Annotated in this window: 14 protein-coding genes; 7 read left to right on the forward strand and 7 right to left on the reverse strand. The window is 60.9% G+C overall.

Annotated features, from left to right (window positions below; genetic code table 11):
- Positions 1–59: 59 nt before the first annotated feature.
- From DMZ65_RS00630 to DMZ65_RS00650, 4 genes are all read right to left on the reverse strand, one after another.
- Positions 60–632: a sarcosine oxidase subunit gamma gene (locus DMZ65_RS00630; protein WP_116596994.1), complete on the reverse strand. Its 573-nt coding sequence runs from the start codon at positions 630–632 to the stop codon at positions 60–62.
- Positions 625–3639, reverse strand: a complete 3015-nt coding sequence (locus tag DMZ65_RS00635) for a sarcosine oxidase subunit alpha family protein (protein WP_116596995.1) — start codon at positions 3637–3639, stop codon at positions 625–627. Before DMZ65_RS00635 ends, DMZ65_RS00630 begins: the two co-directional genes overlap by 8 nt.
- A 70-nt stretch (positions 3640–3709) precedes the next feature.
- Positions 3710–4039 carry a sarcosine oxidase subunit delta gene (locus DMZ65_RS00640; RefSeq protein WP_116596996.1) on the reverse strand — a complete coding sequence of 110 codons (330 nt, stop codon included), beginning with the start codon at positions 4037–4039 and terminating at the stop codon, positions 3710–3712.
- A 363-nt stretch (positions 4040–4402) separates the two neighbouring features.
- Positions 4403–5647: a sarcosine oxidase subunit beta family protein gene (locus tag DMZ65_RS00650; protein WP_116596998.1), complete on the reverse strand. Its 1245-nt coding sequence runs from the start codon at positions 5645–5647 to the stop codon at positions 4403–4405.
- A 180-nt stretch (positions 5648–5827) separates the two neighbouring features.
- Between DMZ65_RS00650 and ccmI the strand changes: the two genes are divergently transcribed.
- From ccmI to DMZ65_RS00665, 3 genes are all read left to right on the forward strand, one after another.
- A complete protein-coding gene (gene ccmI, locus DMZ65_RS00655) occupies positions 5828–7063 on the forward strand; it encodes a c-type cytochrome biogenesis protein CcmI (protein WP_116597536.1) in 1236 nt (411 codons plus the stop codon).
- 118 nt (positions 7064–7181) lie between these two features.
- Positions 7182–7655 carry a Holliday junction resolvase RuvX gene (gene ruvX, locus DMZ65_RS00660; RefSeq protein ID WP_116596999.1) on the forward strand — a complete coding sequence of 158 codons (474 nt, stop codon included), beginning with the start codon at positions 7182–7184 and terminating at the stop codon, positions 7653–7655.
- Between the two features lie 11 nt (positions 7656–7666).
- Entirely contained in the window at positions 7667–7924 is a 258-nt protein-coding gene (locus DMZ65_RS00665; protein WP_116597537.1) for a DUF1289 domain-containing protein, read from the forward strand.
- A 175-nt stretch (positions 7925–8099) separates the two neighbouring features.
- On the opposite strand, the gene dusA is transcribed toward DMZ65_RS00665, so the two are convergent.
- Positions 8100–9125: a tRNA dihydrouridine(20/20a) synthase DusA gene (gene dusA, locus DMZ65_RS00670; RefSeq protein ID WP_116597000.1), complete on the reverse strand. Its 1026-nt coding sequence runs from the start codon at positions 9123–9125 to the stop codon at positions 8100–8102.
- Positions 9126–9144: 19 nt separating this feature from the next.
- Between dusA and DMZ65_RS00675 the strand changes: the two genes are divergently transcribed.
- Positions 9145–9666, forward strand: a complete 522-nt coding sequence (locus DMZ65_RS00675) for a hypothetical protein (protein WP_116597001.1) — start codon at positions 9145–9147, stop codon at positions 9664–9666.
- 559 nt (positions 9667–10225) lie between these two features.
- Here the strand turns inward: DMZ65_RS00675 and DMZ65_RS00680 are convergent.
- Together DMZ65_RS00680 and DMZ65_RS00685 are read right to left on the reverse strand one after the other, a co-directional pair.
- A complete protein-coding gene (locus DMZ65_RS00680; protein WP_232824835.1) occupies positions 10226–11038 on the reverse strand; it encodes a sugar phosphate isomerase/epimerase family protein in 813 nt (270 codons plus the stop codon).
- A 37-nt stretch (positions 11039–11075) separates the two neighbouring features.
- Entirely contained in the window at positions 11076–12047 is a 972-nt protein-coding gene (locus DMZ65_RS00685) for a sugar-binding transcriptional regulator (protein ID WP_232824836.1), read from the reverse strand.
- A gap of 231 nt (positions 12048–12278) precedes the next feature.
- Here DMZ65_RS00685 and DMZ65_RS00690 point away from each other — a divergent pair, with 231 nt between their 5' ends.
- The 3 genes from DMZ65_RS00690 (at position 12279) to DMZ65_RS00700 (ending at position 15835) form a co-directional block, all read left to right on the forward strand.
- Positions 12279–13268 (forward strand): autoinducer 2 ABC transporter substrate-binding protein, encoded by a 990-nt coding sequence (locus tag DMZ65_RS00690; RefSeq protein ID WP_116597004.1) that lies wholly within the window; start codon positions 12279–12281, stop codon positions 13266–13268.
- Between the two features lie 72 nt (positions 13269–13340).
- Complete coding sequence (locus DMZ65_RS00695) at positions 13341–14837, forward strand: sugar ABC transporter ATP-binding protein (RefSeq protein WP_116597005.1); 1497 nt, start codon at positions 13341–13343, stop codon at positions 14835–14837.
- Positions 14834–15835, forward strand: coding sequence for an ABC transporter permease (locus DMZ65_RS00700; RefSeq protein WP_116597006.1), 1002 nt, complete (start codon positions 14834–14836; stop codon positions 15833–15835). Before DMZ65_RS00695 ends, DMZ65_RS00700 begins: the two co-directional genes overlap by 4 nt.
- The last annotated feature ends 6 nt before the right edge of the window (positions 15836–15841 follow it).

The raw sequence follows: 15841 nt of genomic DNA on the forward strand, positions 1-15841 counted from the left end.
ACGCCAAATCTTTGAAAAAGGGACCGGGGCGCGCTGACTTACCGCGTTTGTCATATCTGTCAATCGCCATGAAGCCCAACCTCACTGCCGGTTGCTGCGGCGGTAGACAGCAACTCCATCATATAGGGGGCGACGGACCGGAAACAGATCACCTCTGCCCGCGTGTCGGACCGCAACCAGAAGGCTGCCGCGACCTGTGCCAGCCGCGTACGGCGCAGCATACCGGGACGAAACACGTCAGGTGCCATGTCGACAGGAGCAAGCTTCGCCAGCACCTCGCGCAGCCCTGCCCCTTCCAGCGTGAACATCGTCCGTGCGTCCGACACGTTCAGCGCAAGATGATGCGTGCCAGCCAGGTCGTTGGTCAATCGGGCAAGCGCGCGGTCCGCCTCGGGGTACGGACAAAGCAGCATCACCTCGTCCGGGGACATCCACAACAGGCCCTGGCGGCCCTCCCAAAGCGCCTCGCGCTGTGCCGGCATCGCCACGCCGGCGGCACTGGACACGGCCCGCGTAAAGATCTCCGAGTCGAAATCGCCCCGGATCTGGACCATGCCTTGCAGGCCCGCCTCTTCGACGGTGACAAATCCTTCGTAGCGTGCGCGGCGCAATGCGCTGATGGGTTCAGACATTCTGCTTTTCCCCTTCAGGGTCATAGAAGACCGGATCGACGATCCGGGCGGGCACGGTGAAGCCTTCGACATGGGTGAACTCGATCACCTCGTCCATCCGGTCAGGTCCGTTCAGCACCAGCCCCATGGCGATGCCGCGGCCCAGCGTGGGCGAAAAATAGGTCGAGGTGACGCGGCCCTGAGTGTTGCGTTGGTCATTGGCATTGGTGCCCCCTGCCACCGCATAAGCGCCCTCTGGCAGGACCGATCCATCCTCGGTCATCAGGCCCACCAGCTTCCAGCGCGAAGGATCCGTCATATGGGACCGCGCCTGCGCACGTTTGCCCAGATAGTCATCCTTTTTCTTCGAGATTGCCCAGTCCAGCCCCAGATCCTGCGGGATCACCGTGCCGTCGGTTTCATCCCCGATCATGATGAAGCCTTTTTCGGCGCGCAGAACATGCAGCGCCTCCGTCCCGTAAGGTGTGATGTTCCATTCAGCGCCTTTGGCATAAAGCAGATCCCAAAGCGCGCGACCATGCCCTGCCGGGGTGGCAATTTCATAGGACAGTTCCCCGGAAAAGCTGATCCTGAAGATCCGCACAGGGAAGCCCCCAAGCGTCCCATCGACCCAGGTCATGAAGGGCAGAGCCTCTTTCGAGACATTCATGCCACCAAGTTTCTCAAGCAACTTCCGCGCATTGGGTCCGACAACCGCGATCTGTGCGTATTGTTCGGTCACGTTGGCGGTGTAGACCTGCCAGTCCCACCATTCGGTTTGCAGCCACTCTTCCATATGGGCATGGATATGGTCCGCGCCGCCCGTGGTGGTGTGGCAAAGGAAGGTGTCCTCATCCAGCCGCGCCACGACACCATCGTCGATCAGAAAGCCGTTTTCGCTGCACATCAGCCCGTAACGGCATTTGCCGGGCTTCAGCGTCGACATCATGTTTGTGTAAAGCATATCGAGGAAGCGGCCCGCATCCGGCCCCTTGACGATAATCTTGCCTAACGTGGAAGCGTCAAGCAAACCAAGGCTTTGACGGACGGCCTTCACCTCCCGGATAACAGCCTGTGCGTGGTCTTCCTCGCCGCGCGGGTAACAATAGGGCCGTCGCCATTGACCGACAGGTTCCCAATGCACGTCATGGTTTTCGTGCCATGCGTGGATCGGCGTCTGGCGGATCGGCTGAAACAGTGGGCCACGCGCCTCGCCCGCGATCACGCCCATGGAGATCGGTGTATAGGGCGGGCGGAAGGTGGTGGTGCCGACCTCTGGGATGGCCTCACCAAGCGCATTGGAGAGTGTCGCGAGGCCGTTGATGTTACTGAGTTTTCCCTGATCGGTTGCCATGCCCAGCGTGGTGTAACGCTTGGTATGTTCAACACTTTCATAGCCTTCGCGCGCCGCCAGTTGCACATCCGAGACCTTGACGTCGTTCTGATAATCCAGCCACGCCTTCATCCGCAGATCATAGCGCGCGCCTTGCGGCATCAGCCAGACCGGCTCCAGCGGTTTTTCTGGCACGTCTGTGGCATCCGGCGCGGATGTTTGCCCGGAAAAGCCGGCATTGTTTCCAGCGACAGTCCCGGTTTGTGCGGCGTCTTTCAACAGCGAGGCCAGCGCCATATGACCATCTGCGGCACCAGCAACGCTGACGAAGGGTTTGCCGTCAGCCCCGGTCGGGCCAGCCTCAGCGCGCGGACGGAAGAAGGCCCCCGCCTCGTCCCAGTCCAGTTTGCCACCGCAATGCGACCACAGGTGAACGACCGGGGACCAGCCGCCGGACATGGCAACCGCGTCGCATGCGATCTCGTCCAGAATGGCGCCCTCGCCCTGCTGGTTGCAGATTGCCACGCCCGTCACACGCTTGCCGCCCAACACCTTTGCGATACCGCGCCCCTGTTCGACCCGGATGCCAAGCCCCTGCGCCTCGGCCATCAGCGCGCCACCGCCATAATTGCGCGCGTCGATGATGGCAGGCACGTCCAGCCCGGCTTTCTTCAGGGCAATCGCAGTGCGATAGGCGTCATCGTTATTGGTGACCACGACGGTCCGATCGCCGATACTAACCCCCCAGTTCACCAGATAATCGCGCACTGCCGATGCGAGCATGACACCCGGAATATCGTTGCCCGCGAAAGAGATCGGGCGTTCGATGGCACCGGTTGCGGTGACGATCTGTGCGGCGCGGATACGCCACAAACGGTGGCGCGGGCCGTCCAAATCGGGCGCATGGTCGGTCAGGCGTTCGTAGCCAAGCGCATAACCATGATCGTAAACCCCTGCCCCCATGGTCCGGTTGCGCAGGGTGACATTCGGCATGGCGTGCAACTCGTTCAGCACTGAAGTGACCCATGTTTCGGGCGTCTGACCGTCGATTAGGCCGCCATCGACCGGGGCGCGACCGCCCCAATGCGCGGTTTGTTCGAGCAGAAGGACTTTCGCCCCGGTCTGCCCGGCGGCTTTTGCCGCCATAAGGCCAGCGACACCGCCGCCGACCACAAGCACATCGGTGTAATGGTAGAAATGTTCGTACCTGTCGGCATCGCGTGCCCCGGCATCGGGTGCCTTGCCCAGACCGGCGGAATGGCGGATGAACGGTTCGTAGACATGTTTCCAGAAAGCGCGCGGATACATGAACATCTTGTAGTAGAAACCGGCGGGCAGCACCCGCGCCAGATGCGTGTTGATCGCGCCGATATCCATCTCAAGACTGGGCCAGTGATTCTGGCTGGTGGCTGTCAGCCCGTCGAAAAGCTCTGTCGTGGTGGCACGCTGGTTGGGTTCGAACCGGTTGCCCTCGCCCAGATTGACCAGCGCGTTGGGTTCTTCCGCGCCAGAGGCCACGGGGCCGCGCGGGCGATGGTGTTTGAACGACCGGCCCATCAGCACCTGATCATTGGCCAGCAGTGCAGAGGCCAGCGTATCGCCGGCAAAACCGTTCAGGCGTTTGCCGTTGAAGGTGAACCCGACGCGATAGGTGCGGTCGGTGAGGCGTCCGCCGGTGGGAAGGCGTGTGCTCATGTTTCTGGCCCTGTCATTGGTGGCGATGTCGGAGCGCTCCGCGCGGGAGTATTTTTGCCAAGAAGAAGCATCAGGACAACTCTCTCCACGTCCAGCCGGGGCGTTTGGCAGTGATCGCATCGAGGATGGCTTGCGGCGGCTTGGTCGTCTGGGCGGGGTATGTGCCGAACACCTCCATCGTCATGGTGCAGCGGGCGGCGTGGAACCACTTGCCGCAGCCGTGAGAGTGCCGCCAGCGTTCAAAATGCACGCCCTTGGGGTTTTCGCGGGTGAAGAGGTAGGACTCAAAACTGTCATCCGAGGAGTCAGGGCCGTGCCGCGTCAGATGCGCCTCGCCACCGGCATGGAGTTCGGTTTCCTCGGCTTGGACGTCGCAATAGGGGCATTTGAGGGTTAGCATGTGTTACGCTCGCCGCTGCTGCAAATTGCCCGAAAGCGAAATTTTGATTTACGATATAGGTCGACAGTCAGGTTGATACTCATTCTTACATCACCTTATTGAACCAAACGTGGAAAAGATCCCCATAGCCCGAAATTAGGGTTCCGATGATTGCGAGCAAATACTCATGCATGTCACCAATACGCCGATACGGTCGATATTGTTCTGCATTCAAGAATAGGCGCGTTCCTCCGAAGACACAGATAGCAGTTGCCACCCCCAGCGTTCCGAGGCGTTGAAATGTCTCGGCTGAGAGTTGTACGAGCCCAAAAGCAAACAGCCCGCCAACCACATAAGCTGGTATTGCTTCATACAACCACTTCTTCAATGCGCCACCCCTGCCGCCACGCTCTCATCCACAAAGCGGCCTTCGCGGAAGCGGTTCAGGCTGAAGGCGTCCGTCAGCGGCGAGCGGCCGCGGGCCATCAGCTCTGCCATGGCCCAGCCGGAACCGGGAATCGCTTTGAAGCCGCCGGTGCCCCAGCCGCAATTGATGAAGCAGCCGCCAAGGGGCGTTTTCGACAGGATGGGCGAGCGGTCGCCGGTGATATCGACGATGCCGCCCCATTGGCGCAGCATTTTCAGGCGGGAGATCATCGGGAAGGTTTCAACCAGCGCGCGGACGGTTTCCTCGATATGGTGGAAGCTGCCGCGCGGGGTGTAGCTGTTGCACCCGTCCGTGCCGCCGCCGATGACCATCTCGCCCTTGTCGGACTGGCTCATATAGCCATGTACGGTGTTGGCCATGACAACCACATCCATGCAGGGTTTGATCGGTTCGCTGACCAGCGCCTGTAGGGCCACGCTTTCGATGGGCAAACGGAAGCCCGCCATATCGGCCAGCGCGCCGGAATGGCCCGCGACGACGAGCCCGAGCTTGTCACAGGCAATGTCGCCCTGGGTGGTGGACACACCCGTGACGTGCCCGTATTCGGACTGCACGCCGGTGACCTCGCATTTCTGGATGATGTCCATGCCCATATCCGAACAGGCCCGCGCATAGCCCCAGGCCACCGCATCGTGGCGCGCCGTGCCAGCCCGTGCCTGCCAGAGCGCGCCAAGCACCGGGTAGCGCGGTCCGTCGATATTCATGATCGGCACCAGTTGCTTGACGCGGGCGGGCGCGATGAATTCGGTCACAACCCCTTGCAGGGCATTGGCATGGGCGGTGCGTTTGAAGCCGCGGACTTCATGTTCGGTCTGGGCCAGCATCATCACGCCACGGGGCGAGAACATGACGTTGTAATTGAGGTCCTGGCTCATCGTCTCGTACAGGCTGCGGGCCTTTTCGTAGATCGCGGCGGACGGGTCTTGCAGGTAGTTCGACCGGATGATCGTGGTGTTGCGCCCGGTATTGCCACCCCCCAGCCAGCCCTTTTCCAGCACCGCAACATTGGTGATGCCGAAGTTCTTGCCAAGGTAATAGGCGGTGGCAAGGCCATGCCCGCCTGCCCCCACGATCACAACGTCGTAGCGTTTTTTCGGTGTGGCTCGCCGCCAGGCACGGTCCCAGCCTATGTGGTCACGCAGGGCTTCTTTGGCGATGGCAAAGGCGGAATAGCGTTTCATGGGCGTCGAATCCGGCAATCTGTTCAGGTGTTCTGACTGAACCTTGGCCTGAACCACCCCATGATCGCAACCGTCACGATCATGTGCAGTTGCGACATCGGCGCACCCCTGCGCGGTTTTGCTCTTTTGTGATGGCGCGCGGCGCTATACATGACCTGCATGATTGGCGCAGGAGCAAGCATGACGGTTTTCTGGTTCCTTACCGTGGCGTTGACCTGCGGCGTGGCCGCGCTTTTGACGCTGGCACTTGTGCGGGGACGCCGCGACACCGGCCCCGCCGAAGCGTTCGACCTGAAAGTCTATCGCGACCAGTTGGCCGAGATTGACAGGGACGCCGCCCGTAGTGTGATCGCACCGGAAGATGCCGAACGGCTGCGCACCGAGGTGTCGCGGCGCATTCTGGCGGCGGACAGTCGCGTTCAGGAAGGGAAGGACGTTTCGCAGGTGCGCCGGGGCGGGATGGTTTTCCCTGCGGTTCTGACCCTGGCGCTGCTTGCTGGCGGGATCGGGCTGTATTGGCAGTTGGGCGCGCCGGGTTACGGCGACCTTGGCCTTGAGCGCCGCAAGGAGATGGCCCGCGACGCCCGCGAAAACCGCCCCTCGCAGGCAGAGGCAGAAGCAGAAATCGCCCGCGCCGGACCCGCGCCGCTGCTGGAAGAGCCGCCTGCTGAATATCTTGCACTGGTCACGCGGTTGCGCGGTGCGGTGGAAGAGCGGCCCGATGATCTGCAAGGGCAGACGCTTTTGGCAGGCAGCGAGGCGGCGCTGGGCAATTATGTGGCCGCGTCCGAAGCACAGGCGCAGGTGGTTTCTCTGCGGGGCGAGGGTGCCACGGCGCGCGATTACGCGGACCTTGCCGATATGCGGATTCTCGCGGCGGGCGGCTATGTCTCGCCTGCTGCCGAGGACGCATTGAATGCCGCCCTGTCGCGCGATCCGGCCAATGGCGTCGCGCGCTACTATTACGGTTTGATGATGGCCCAGACCGGGCGCCCGGATGCGGCCTTCCGTCTTTGGCAGGATCTGTTGCGTGACAGCACTGCGACCGATCCCTGGATCGTGCCACTGCGCGCCCAGATCGAGGATATGGCGATGCGCGCGGGCGTTGACTATCAGCTGCCACCGCTTGTGGATGCACCCGGTCCTAGCGCGGCCGATATAGACGCCGCGGGCGAGATGTCAGAGGCCGACCGGCAGGAAATGATCCGCGGCATGGTCGCGCGCCTGTCCAACCGGCTTGCCATAGAAGGCGGCCCGCCCGAGGACTGGGCGCGGCTGATCGGCGCGCATAATGTGTTGGGCGATACCGCCCAGGCCCGCGCCATCCTGCAAAATGCCGAAGAGGTGTTTGTTGGCAACGCGGCGGCCCTGGAAACGATCCGGGCCGCCGCCCGCAGCGCGGGCCTGCTGCCATGATCCGGCAATGCCGCGCCCTGCCCGACGTTGCGTTCAAGCGCGCCCTGCTGCGTCTTGGCGTGGCGGCCATCCTCCCGCGCTGCGCAATGAACGCGCAACAACCGCGCGAGGTGTCTTGATGATCTACGAAGAGACCAGCGATTTTGTCGCCGCCCTGCCCCGGCCCTGTCCGTTGATCGGCCTCGATTTCGGCACCAAGACGATCGGAGTCGCGGTCTCTGACGGGCTGATGTCCGTGGCCACACCGCTGGAGACGATCCGCCGCAAGAAATTTACCCTGGACGCCGCACGCATTCAGGAAATCATCGCGCATCGCAACATCGGCGGGCTTGCGCTTGGCCTGCCGCGCAACATGGACGGCTCCGAAGGGCCGCGATGCCAGTCGACACGCGCATTCGCGCGCAATCTGTCGCGCCTTTGGGACGGACCGATTGCCTATTGGGACGAGCGTCTATCCACCGTCGCCGCCGAAAGAGCGCTGCTGGAGGCGGATACGTCACGCAAACGTCGCGCCGAGGTCATAGACCATGTCGCGGCTTCATATATCCTGCAAGGGCTGCTTGACCGGGTTCGGCATCTCGCGGCGCAGTGAAAGGGCATGTTGTGAAAGACGATATCTGGAAACGCGATGAGATCGCATCGCCCTGCGTTAATCTTTGCGTCGTTCACCCCGAGGCGCGCCTTTGCACGGGCTGCCTGCGCAGTATCGACGAAATCACCCGCTGGTCGAAAATGCCGGCGGAAGAACGGCAGCAGATCATGGACACCCTGCCCGCCCGCCGGTCCACGCTGACCAAGCGCAGGGGCGGGCGTGCCGGACGGCTTGCGCGCAATGCCACCCCCCCATCGCAGGCAGACTGAGGCGCTTTTCCTCTGGTGGCGCGCAGGTCAGGAATCGCCGCGCAAACCGGAGGCGACAATGCGACGAAGCAGCGTTGCGGCCAGACGCACCGATCAGCCCGACTGATGTTCGAAAACACGGCGCGTTCACATAATCAAGGTTGTTCCTGCGCTGCCGCGCGTTTCGGATCCGCGATCACGCCGCCTGTGCGTCAAGCACGGCGCACAGCGCCTGTTCGATCAGCTCTGGCCCCGCCCCCGGCAGATGTGCCTGTTCCGACAGCACCCTTCGCCAGATACGCGCTCCGGGACGTCCCGAAAACAGTCCCAGCATGTGGCGTGTGACCTGTGCCAGTTTTCCGCCTGATGCGATATGATCGGCTGCATAGGGCATCATCTGGCGTGCTACTTGCACCGGATCGGAGTCTGGTCCACTCCCAAAGATCCGCCGATCAGCTTGCGTCAGGATCTCGGCCGGGGAATGATAGGCGCTCCGTCCGATCATCACCCCGTCAAAGCCCTGGTCAAGGAAAGCCTCGGCCTCATCCAGCGATCCGATTCCGCCATTCACCGACAGATGCAGCGCCGGAAACAGCCCCTTCATGCGCAACGGCAATGCGTAATCCAGCGGCGGCACGTCACGGTTCTGCTTCGGGCTGAGCCCCTGCAACCACGCCTTGCGCGCATGAATGGCAAAACGCTGCACACCGGCCGCCGAAACGCGTGCCAGAAACTCCGGCAACACGGCATCGGGATCCTGATCGTCCACGCCGATCCTGCATTTTACCGTCACTTCAACCGGGCTGGCCTCGATCATCGCGGCACAGCATTCCGCAACAAGGCCGGGATCTTTCATCAGCACCGCCCCGAACGTGCCCGATTGCACCCGGTCCGACGGGCAGCCGACATTGAGATTGATCTCATCATAGCCCGCAGCCGCCCCCAACCGGGCCGCCTCTGCCAGTTCCACCGGGTCCGAGCCGCCCAGCTGCAACGCCACCGGATGCTCTTCAGCGTTGAACGCCAGCAAATGTGTCGCCCCGCCCCGAACCAATGCCGGAGCTGTCACCATTTCAGTATACAGCAACGTATGGCGGCTAAGCCGCCGATGCAGATAACGGCAATGACGGTCGGTCCAGTCCATCATGGGTGCCACGGACAGGCGGGCGGCGCGGATAACTTCCGATTTCCCTTGTTTTATTGGGTTTGCCTGCTCAGCCATCGGTTCCGTCTTTCTCTATTTGGGCCTGTTTGCCCCCGTTTTTGCCCATGGTGCAACAAAATGTTGCAACAAACCCGAAATGTTGCACCGCCGCGCTCGCGATCCTCCGCGCCGTTTTTTCAGCATGGAAACGGCCGCAAGCTCCCGCAGCGACACAGCCCAGGTCAACGCAACAGCGGTGAGTTATCGAACCTTGAACATGGATCCAACCGCCAAACGGTTCCTGAGCCGATTTCCCGGATATCGAAACGCACATCTGAGAAGAAATCCCATGGGAACCATTATAACGCGTGCAAAGAAGGACGGATCACAGAACTATACCGCTACCGCTCGAAAGAAGCAAAAGGGCAAAGTTGTCCTTACAGAGACCGACACATTCCCCAATGAGAGATCAGCAAAGCGCTGGATCAGACAACGCGAAAGTGAATTGAAGGCCAAAGGCGCTTTGACCAGAGCATTCCAAACAAAACGGCGCAAAATATGGTCCGATGTGATCGCCGATTATTGCGCCGCGTCTCCGAATGGATTTGGAAAGACGTAAACGACCCATCTTGCATATCTCCAGCGCCTTTATTTCGGACAAATCGTAGTCGAGGACACGGACGATCATACGTTCTTTCAGTTGGCAACAGACCTACGTCACGGGGACTTTATTGCGAAAAGATGTTGAATTTCGCGCGATCCATCATTGTGCCATCATCGAAGCGGGCAACACCTCATACCGGTTCACACAAGGCAAGCAACGCGGAAAAACATAAACCTCGCGCAAGCAAAGCCCCCAGGCGGACCCGCGACATGAGGGCGGCGCGCCGGGGGCTTTGCTCCACATAGGAGGAAATTTTATCGCTGAAACCGGGTCAGTTTTGAACCCTCATTGACATGCCACTATCTGCCGATTTGCCGCTTTTCAACGACGCAGCACAGAGCGAATAGCCACTAGAAAGAAACTTCTCTCCGGTGGGTGCCGGGTCCGGATCAGACGCAGATTTCGTTGCCTCTGCGAAACCTTCCATCGTCGTGACGTTGCCGGCAAATGACCTACACATGGACAGGCATGTCAAGCAGGGTCTGTCACCGGACGAGCCGCCCATTTGAACCCGTCAGATCAATCCGTATTGGTGGGCCTTGTTGCGCAGAAAAGGAAGACCGTTCTCCATCACTTCGGCTTCGCCGGACGCGACCGGTCGCCAGACGGACAGGCCGTTTGCGAGTTCGGGCGGCATGTTGATGAAACTTTCCATCGCCAAGCCCCCTTTGAAACCGATCGCGCGCAACGCACTGTAAATCTCGTCCCAGGCGATTGTTCCGGCCCCCGGCGTTCCCCGATCGGATTCCGACAGGTGGATGTAGCGCAGGTGGTCGCGCGCATCGATGATGCCTTGCGCGATGCCCTTTTCCTCGATGTTCATATGGTAGGTGTCGAGATGGACAAATATGTTATCCGCGCCGATGCGTTCGATCATCTCGACCGCTTGCCAGCCGGTATTGATCAGATGGGTCTCGTAGCGGTTGACCGGCTCGATCCCGAACAACAGGCCCAGTGACTTTGCATGTCGCGTCGCGCGGGTCATGGCATCGGCGACGTTATCCAGTTCGGCTTGCGTCGGCGGCTGGCCCGACCGTTCGCCAATGCCGCCATAGACAACGCCAGACAATGCCTCTGCCCCGATCGCCGCACATTTATCCAGTGCCACGGTCAGAAAATCGACCGCGCCATCGGGGTTATGCGAGGCCCATACCTCTTGCGGCAGGCCCAGCGAACAGACCGCGCGCATCTGTGCCGCCTCCAGCATCTGACGGCTATGCGCGGCATCAACACTTGGCGGATCAAGCAGCGCAATTTCAAGGAAATCCATGCCATAGGATTTCGCCTTGGTGACAGCCCTCTCGCAGCCCGCCCGATCCCATGTCATGGTCCACATGCTTGTATGAACGCCGAAGCCTTCCATATTATCCCCCCAGATCCTTTCTGGCCTGCACAAGCGCAACGGCAAGCCCTTCATCAATCATCAGTTTCTTGACGAACCCGGCACGCAGGACGGCCAGTGTCGAGGCCAGCTTGCCAATGCCCGCGGCCAGCAACACCGTGTCCATCTGCGCCATATCAGCAGGTTGTACGCAGGGCGTACAGCGGTTCAGTTCTATATCTGCAACCGTGCCGTCGGCCCGGTAAAAGACACCGCAACAATCGCCGACGACCTGTGCGTCAAGCAGTTGCTGGATTTGATCGGCAGTGAAGATATCGCTGTCAAACAGGATGGCACCTTCGCGGCATTCGCCAACGCTCATCAGCGCGTGATCGGCCTTGCGGGCGACATCCATCGCTTCGCGGACAAGACGCTGTGACATGATCCCCTCACAGGCAACTGCACTGTCCGTCACAAACGGCGCGGGCAGCAGGATCGCGCGCCCTCCGGTCTGGGCCGCCAGCCTGACGCAGACATCACCGGGTGCCGTATGCGAGGCATAGGTCACCGATCCCATCAGCGACACGAAGGTCAGGCCCGTATTGCGCACACCTGTCAGATTGTCCGCCATGGCAGACAGCGTGCGCCCCCATCCCAGCCCGACCGTGGCCTGACTGTCGGCCCCGGCGATCCGGGCAAGATAGCCGCTTGCAAGGATCGCAACCGCGTGGCGTGACATGACGTCATCATCGGTCGCAGCGCCGGTGGGCGCGACCTGCACCTCTTGCAGGCCAAACCCGTCAACCAGTTGATCGGCCAGCGCCAATGTGCGCGAGGTCCGATGCTCGACCGTGATACGCACCAGCCCCTGTTCGCGCGCGTCGGCCAGCATACGCAGCACCTTGAAGCGCGAAATGCCCAGCCGTTTACTGACCTCCTGTTGGCTGAGGTTGCCGACATAATACAGCCACGCAGCCTGTGCTATATCGTCATCAGCCTGGCGTTTCTGCATCATCATCGCGCGCCCGAGACTCCTTGGATTTCCAACGACAAAATGGCTTGACCGACGAAATGATGCTAATATAGTCACAAACGTGCAGTCAATGCACAAGTGTTGAAAGCGCGCCGGGCCTAGCGGCTGCGGCCCTTTCGTCGGAGGTTCGAAGTAACACATTCTGCTTGGGTCGATGAGTTTCCTCGTGGTCCAGGTCAATGACCCGCAAAAGGCGGGCATAGGGAGAGAGACATGAAGACCAAGATCAAACTGCTTGCCAGTGCTGCGCTTGTATCGACCGCCTTTCTGGGCACTCAGGCAACCGCAGACAGTCACTCCGCGAACATTGCCACCGTGGTCAAGATCGCGGGTATCCAATGGTTCAACCGCATGGAAGAAGGCGTGAACAAGTTCGCGGAAGACACCGGCATGAACGCGTTTCAGGTTGGCCCCGCGCAGGCCGATCCACAGCAGCAGGTTGCGCTGATCGAAGACATGATCGCCCAGGGTGTTGACGCGCTGGCCGTTGTTCCGATGTCCCCCGAAGCGCTGGAGCCGGTGCTTGGCCGCGCCATGGAAGCAGGCATCGCCGTGGTCACACATGAGGCGGCGGCACAGGAAAACACCACCTACGACCTTGAGGCCTTCGTGAACGAGGATTTCGGCGCGAACCTGATGGAACAGCTTGCCACCTGCATGGGCGGTGAAGGCGAATATGCCGTCTTCGTCGGCTCGCTGACATCGCAGACGCACAACCAGTGGGTGGATGGTGCAATCGCCCATCAGGAAGCCAACTATCCCGACATGACGCTGGTCGGTGACAAGAACGAAACATTCGACGATGCCGAGCAAGCCTATACCAAGGCGCAAGAGGTTCTGCGCGCCTTCCCGGACATCAAGGGAATGCAGGGATCGGCCTCGACCGACGTGGCGGGTATTGGCCGCGCCATTGAAGAACGCGGGATGGAGGACGACACCTGCATTTTCGGCACCTCGCTACCGTCGATCGCCGGTCAGTATCTTGAAACCGGCGCGGTGGACGGCATCGGGTTCTGGGATCCGGCGGTTGCAGGCGAAGCGATGAACAAGATCGCGGTCATGCTGCTGAACGGTGAAGAAGTCACCGACGGCATGGACCTTGGCCTGACTGGCTATGAGAATGTGAAACTCGATGGCAAGGTCATTTTCGGCCAGGCCTGGGTGAACGTGAACAAGGAAAACATGAGCGAATATCCGTTCTGATCCTGTCGCATCCGGGGGCGGCTTGCGGGCCGTCCCCATTTTTCAACTACACTCAAATCAAGTTGGTTGTTCATGTCCTCAGACCATGACACCGCGTTTATCGACCTGCGAGCGATCACCAAACGCTACGCCGGTGTGACAGCGCTCGACTCTGTTGATTTCACCGTCCAGCCCGGCGAAGCGGTCTGTCTGGCAGGTGAAAACGGGTCCGGAAAATCGACCCTCATCAAGATCATCTCGGGCGTGGAACCTGCCACCGAAGGCACGATCCGCATCGCTGGTCAGGATCATCCGACTCTCAATCCGCGCATATCGGCTGCGGCTGGCGTGATGGTGATCTTTCAGGATTTCTCCTTGTTCCCGAACCTCAGCGTGGCCGAAAACATTGCCTTTGCCACCCAGCTTTCGACCCATCAGCGGTTCTTCAGATCCCGTTCCGCGCGCAAGATTGCCGGCGACGCGCTGGACCGGATCGGGGTCCAGATCGACCTGGATGCACGGGTAGAGTCCCTGCCCGTCGCGCAAAAACAGTTGGTCGCGATTTGCCGCGCATTGGCATCCAAGGCGCAGTTGATCATCATGGACGAACCCACCACGGCCCTCACCGACAAAGAAGTTCGCCGCCTTCAGGGCATCATCCGGATGCTCAAGGAAGAAGGCGTCGCGGTGATTTTCGTCAGCCACAAATTGGCCGAAGTGCTTGACGTGTCGGAAAAGGTGGTGGTGCTGCGCAACGGCAAGAAGGTTGCCGAAGGGCCGGCATCCGATTTTGACACGCAATCGCTGACCTATCACATGACGGGCCGCGACGTGCCCGAAATGCCGCCCAGCGACGTGACCGCCGGGGCACAGACCTTGATGCAGGTTCAGGGGCTGACCAAGGCAGGGTCGTTCGCGGACATAGATTTCGAACTCAAGACCGGCGAAGTGCTGGGCATCACCGGGCTGTTGGGATGTGGGCGCACCTCTGTCGCCAAGGCGCTGTTCGGTCTGGTATCGCCGGACGCGGGCAGCATCACGGTCGATGGCAAGCAGGTGCCTCTGGGCGACCCGCAGGCGGCGTCACTGGCGCGGATCGGCTATGTCCCCGAGGACCGCCTGACCGAAGGGCTGTTTCTCAGCCAGTCCATTCTGCGCAACGTCGCTGTCGGGCGTCTGGATGCACATTCCAGTGCCGGATTCCTCAATATGCAGGGTCTGACCGAGGAGGCGTCGGAGTGGCTCCGTCGGCTCAAGGTCAAGGCACCGGATGTCGAAGCCCCGGTAAAATCCCTGTCTGGCGGCAACCAGCAGCGGGTCGCGCTGGCACGGTGGCTGTCGCGCACGCCCCGTGTACTGGTCCTGAACGGCCCCAGCGTCGGCGTCGATGTCGGATCGAAGGCCGATATACACGGCATCATCCGCGATCTGGCAAGTCAGGGGATCGGGATCATCGTGATCTCGGACGACCTGCCTGAATTGCTGGCCACCTGTCACCGCATCCTGGTGATGCGCGACGGCCGTATTATCGACGCGCTGGACGGAAAATCAGTGACCGAAGACGACCTAGCCCAGAGGCTTGCCTCATGACCAACCTGCTTCCCAAGGATTTCTGGAGCCGCAATGAAACGCTGGTCGCCGGCGTGATCATACTGTTCTGCATTCTCGCCACGCTGTCGGATCCGCGCTTCTTCAGCATCACGACCGTGTCGGACCTGCTGCGCGCCTCCATCGTGATCGGCATTCTGGCCGTGGGTGCGATGCTGGTGCTGGTCTCCGGCGGCATCGACGTCAGTTTCACCGCGGTCGCCGTTGTCGCGATGTATTCGTCAACCGTACTGGCGCTGGCCATCTGGCCAAACATACCTTGGCCAATGATCTTCGTGATCTCTGTCATAATCGGTGCGGGATTGGGGGCGATCAACGGGTTTTTCATCGCCTTTCTGGGCCTTCCCACCCTGATCGTCACGCTTGGCACATTGTCGATCTTTCGAGGCTTTCTGCTGACCTTCATCGGCTCGCAACGGATTTCGAACCTGCCGCCTTCGATGCGCGATTTTTCACGCGGCGTCCTTGCGCGGGGCACGACCGAGGCGGGGAATTTCTACTCGATCCCTTGGGCGGTGCTTGCGCTTGTGTTCGTGATCGTCCTGACCTGGTTCATCCTGCGCAAGACCATGTTGGGCCGGTCGATCTATGCCATCGGCGGATCGGTCGAAAGCGCGCGGCGGATCGGCATCAACGTCAAATGGACCCAGTTCTTTGTCTATGTCTATGTGGGCGCGCTTGCGGGGCTTGCGGGCATCATTCACGGGGCGGTCGGGCGCATGGCCGATCCGTTCTCGCTGGTCGGGCTGGAACTGTCGGTGATCGCTGCCGTGGTTCTGGGCGGGGCGCGATTGATCGGAGGCTACGGCACGCTGACCGGAACGATGCTGGGCGTGGCCCTGATCGTCATCGTCCAGAACAGCCTGATCGTGGTCGGCATTCCGACCACATGGCAATCCGTCACAATCGGCATCCTGATCTTGCTTGGCACTGGCATTCCCGCCTATCGCGCCAAGCGGACCGCCGCACAGGCAGGATGAGGGTAT

This window comes from Primorskyibacter marinus (genome assembly GCF_003313245.1).
Lineage (GTDB): Bacteria > Pseudomonadota > Alphaproteobacteria > Rhodobacterales > Rhodobacteraceae > Primorskyibacter > Primorskyibacter marinus.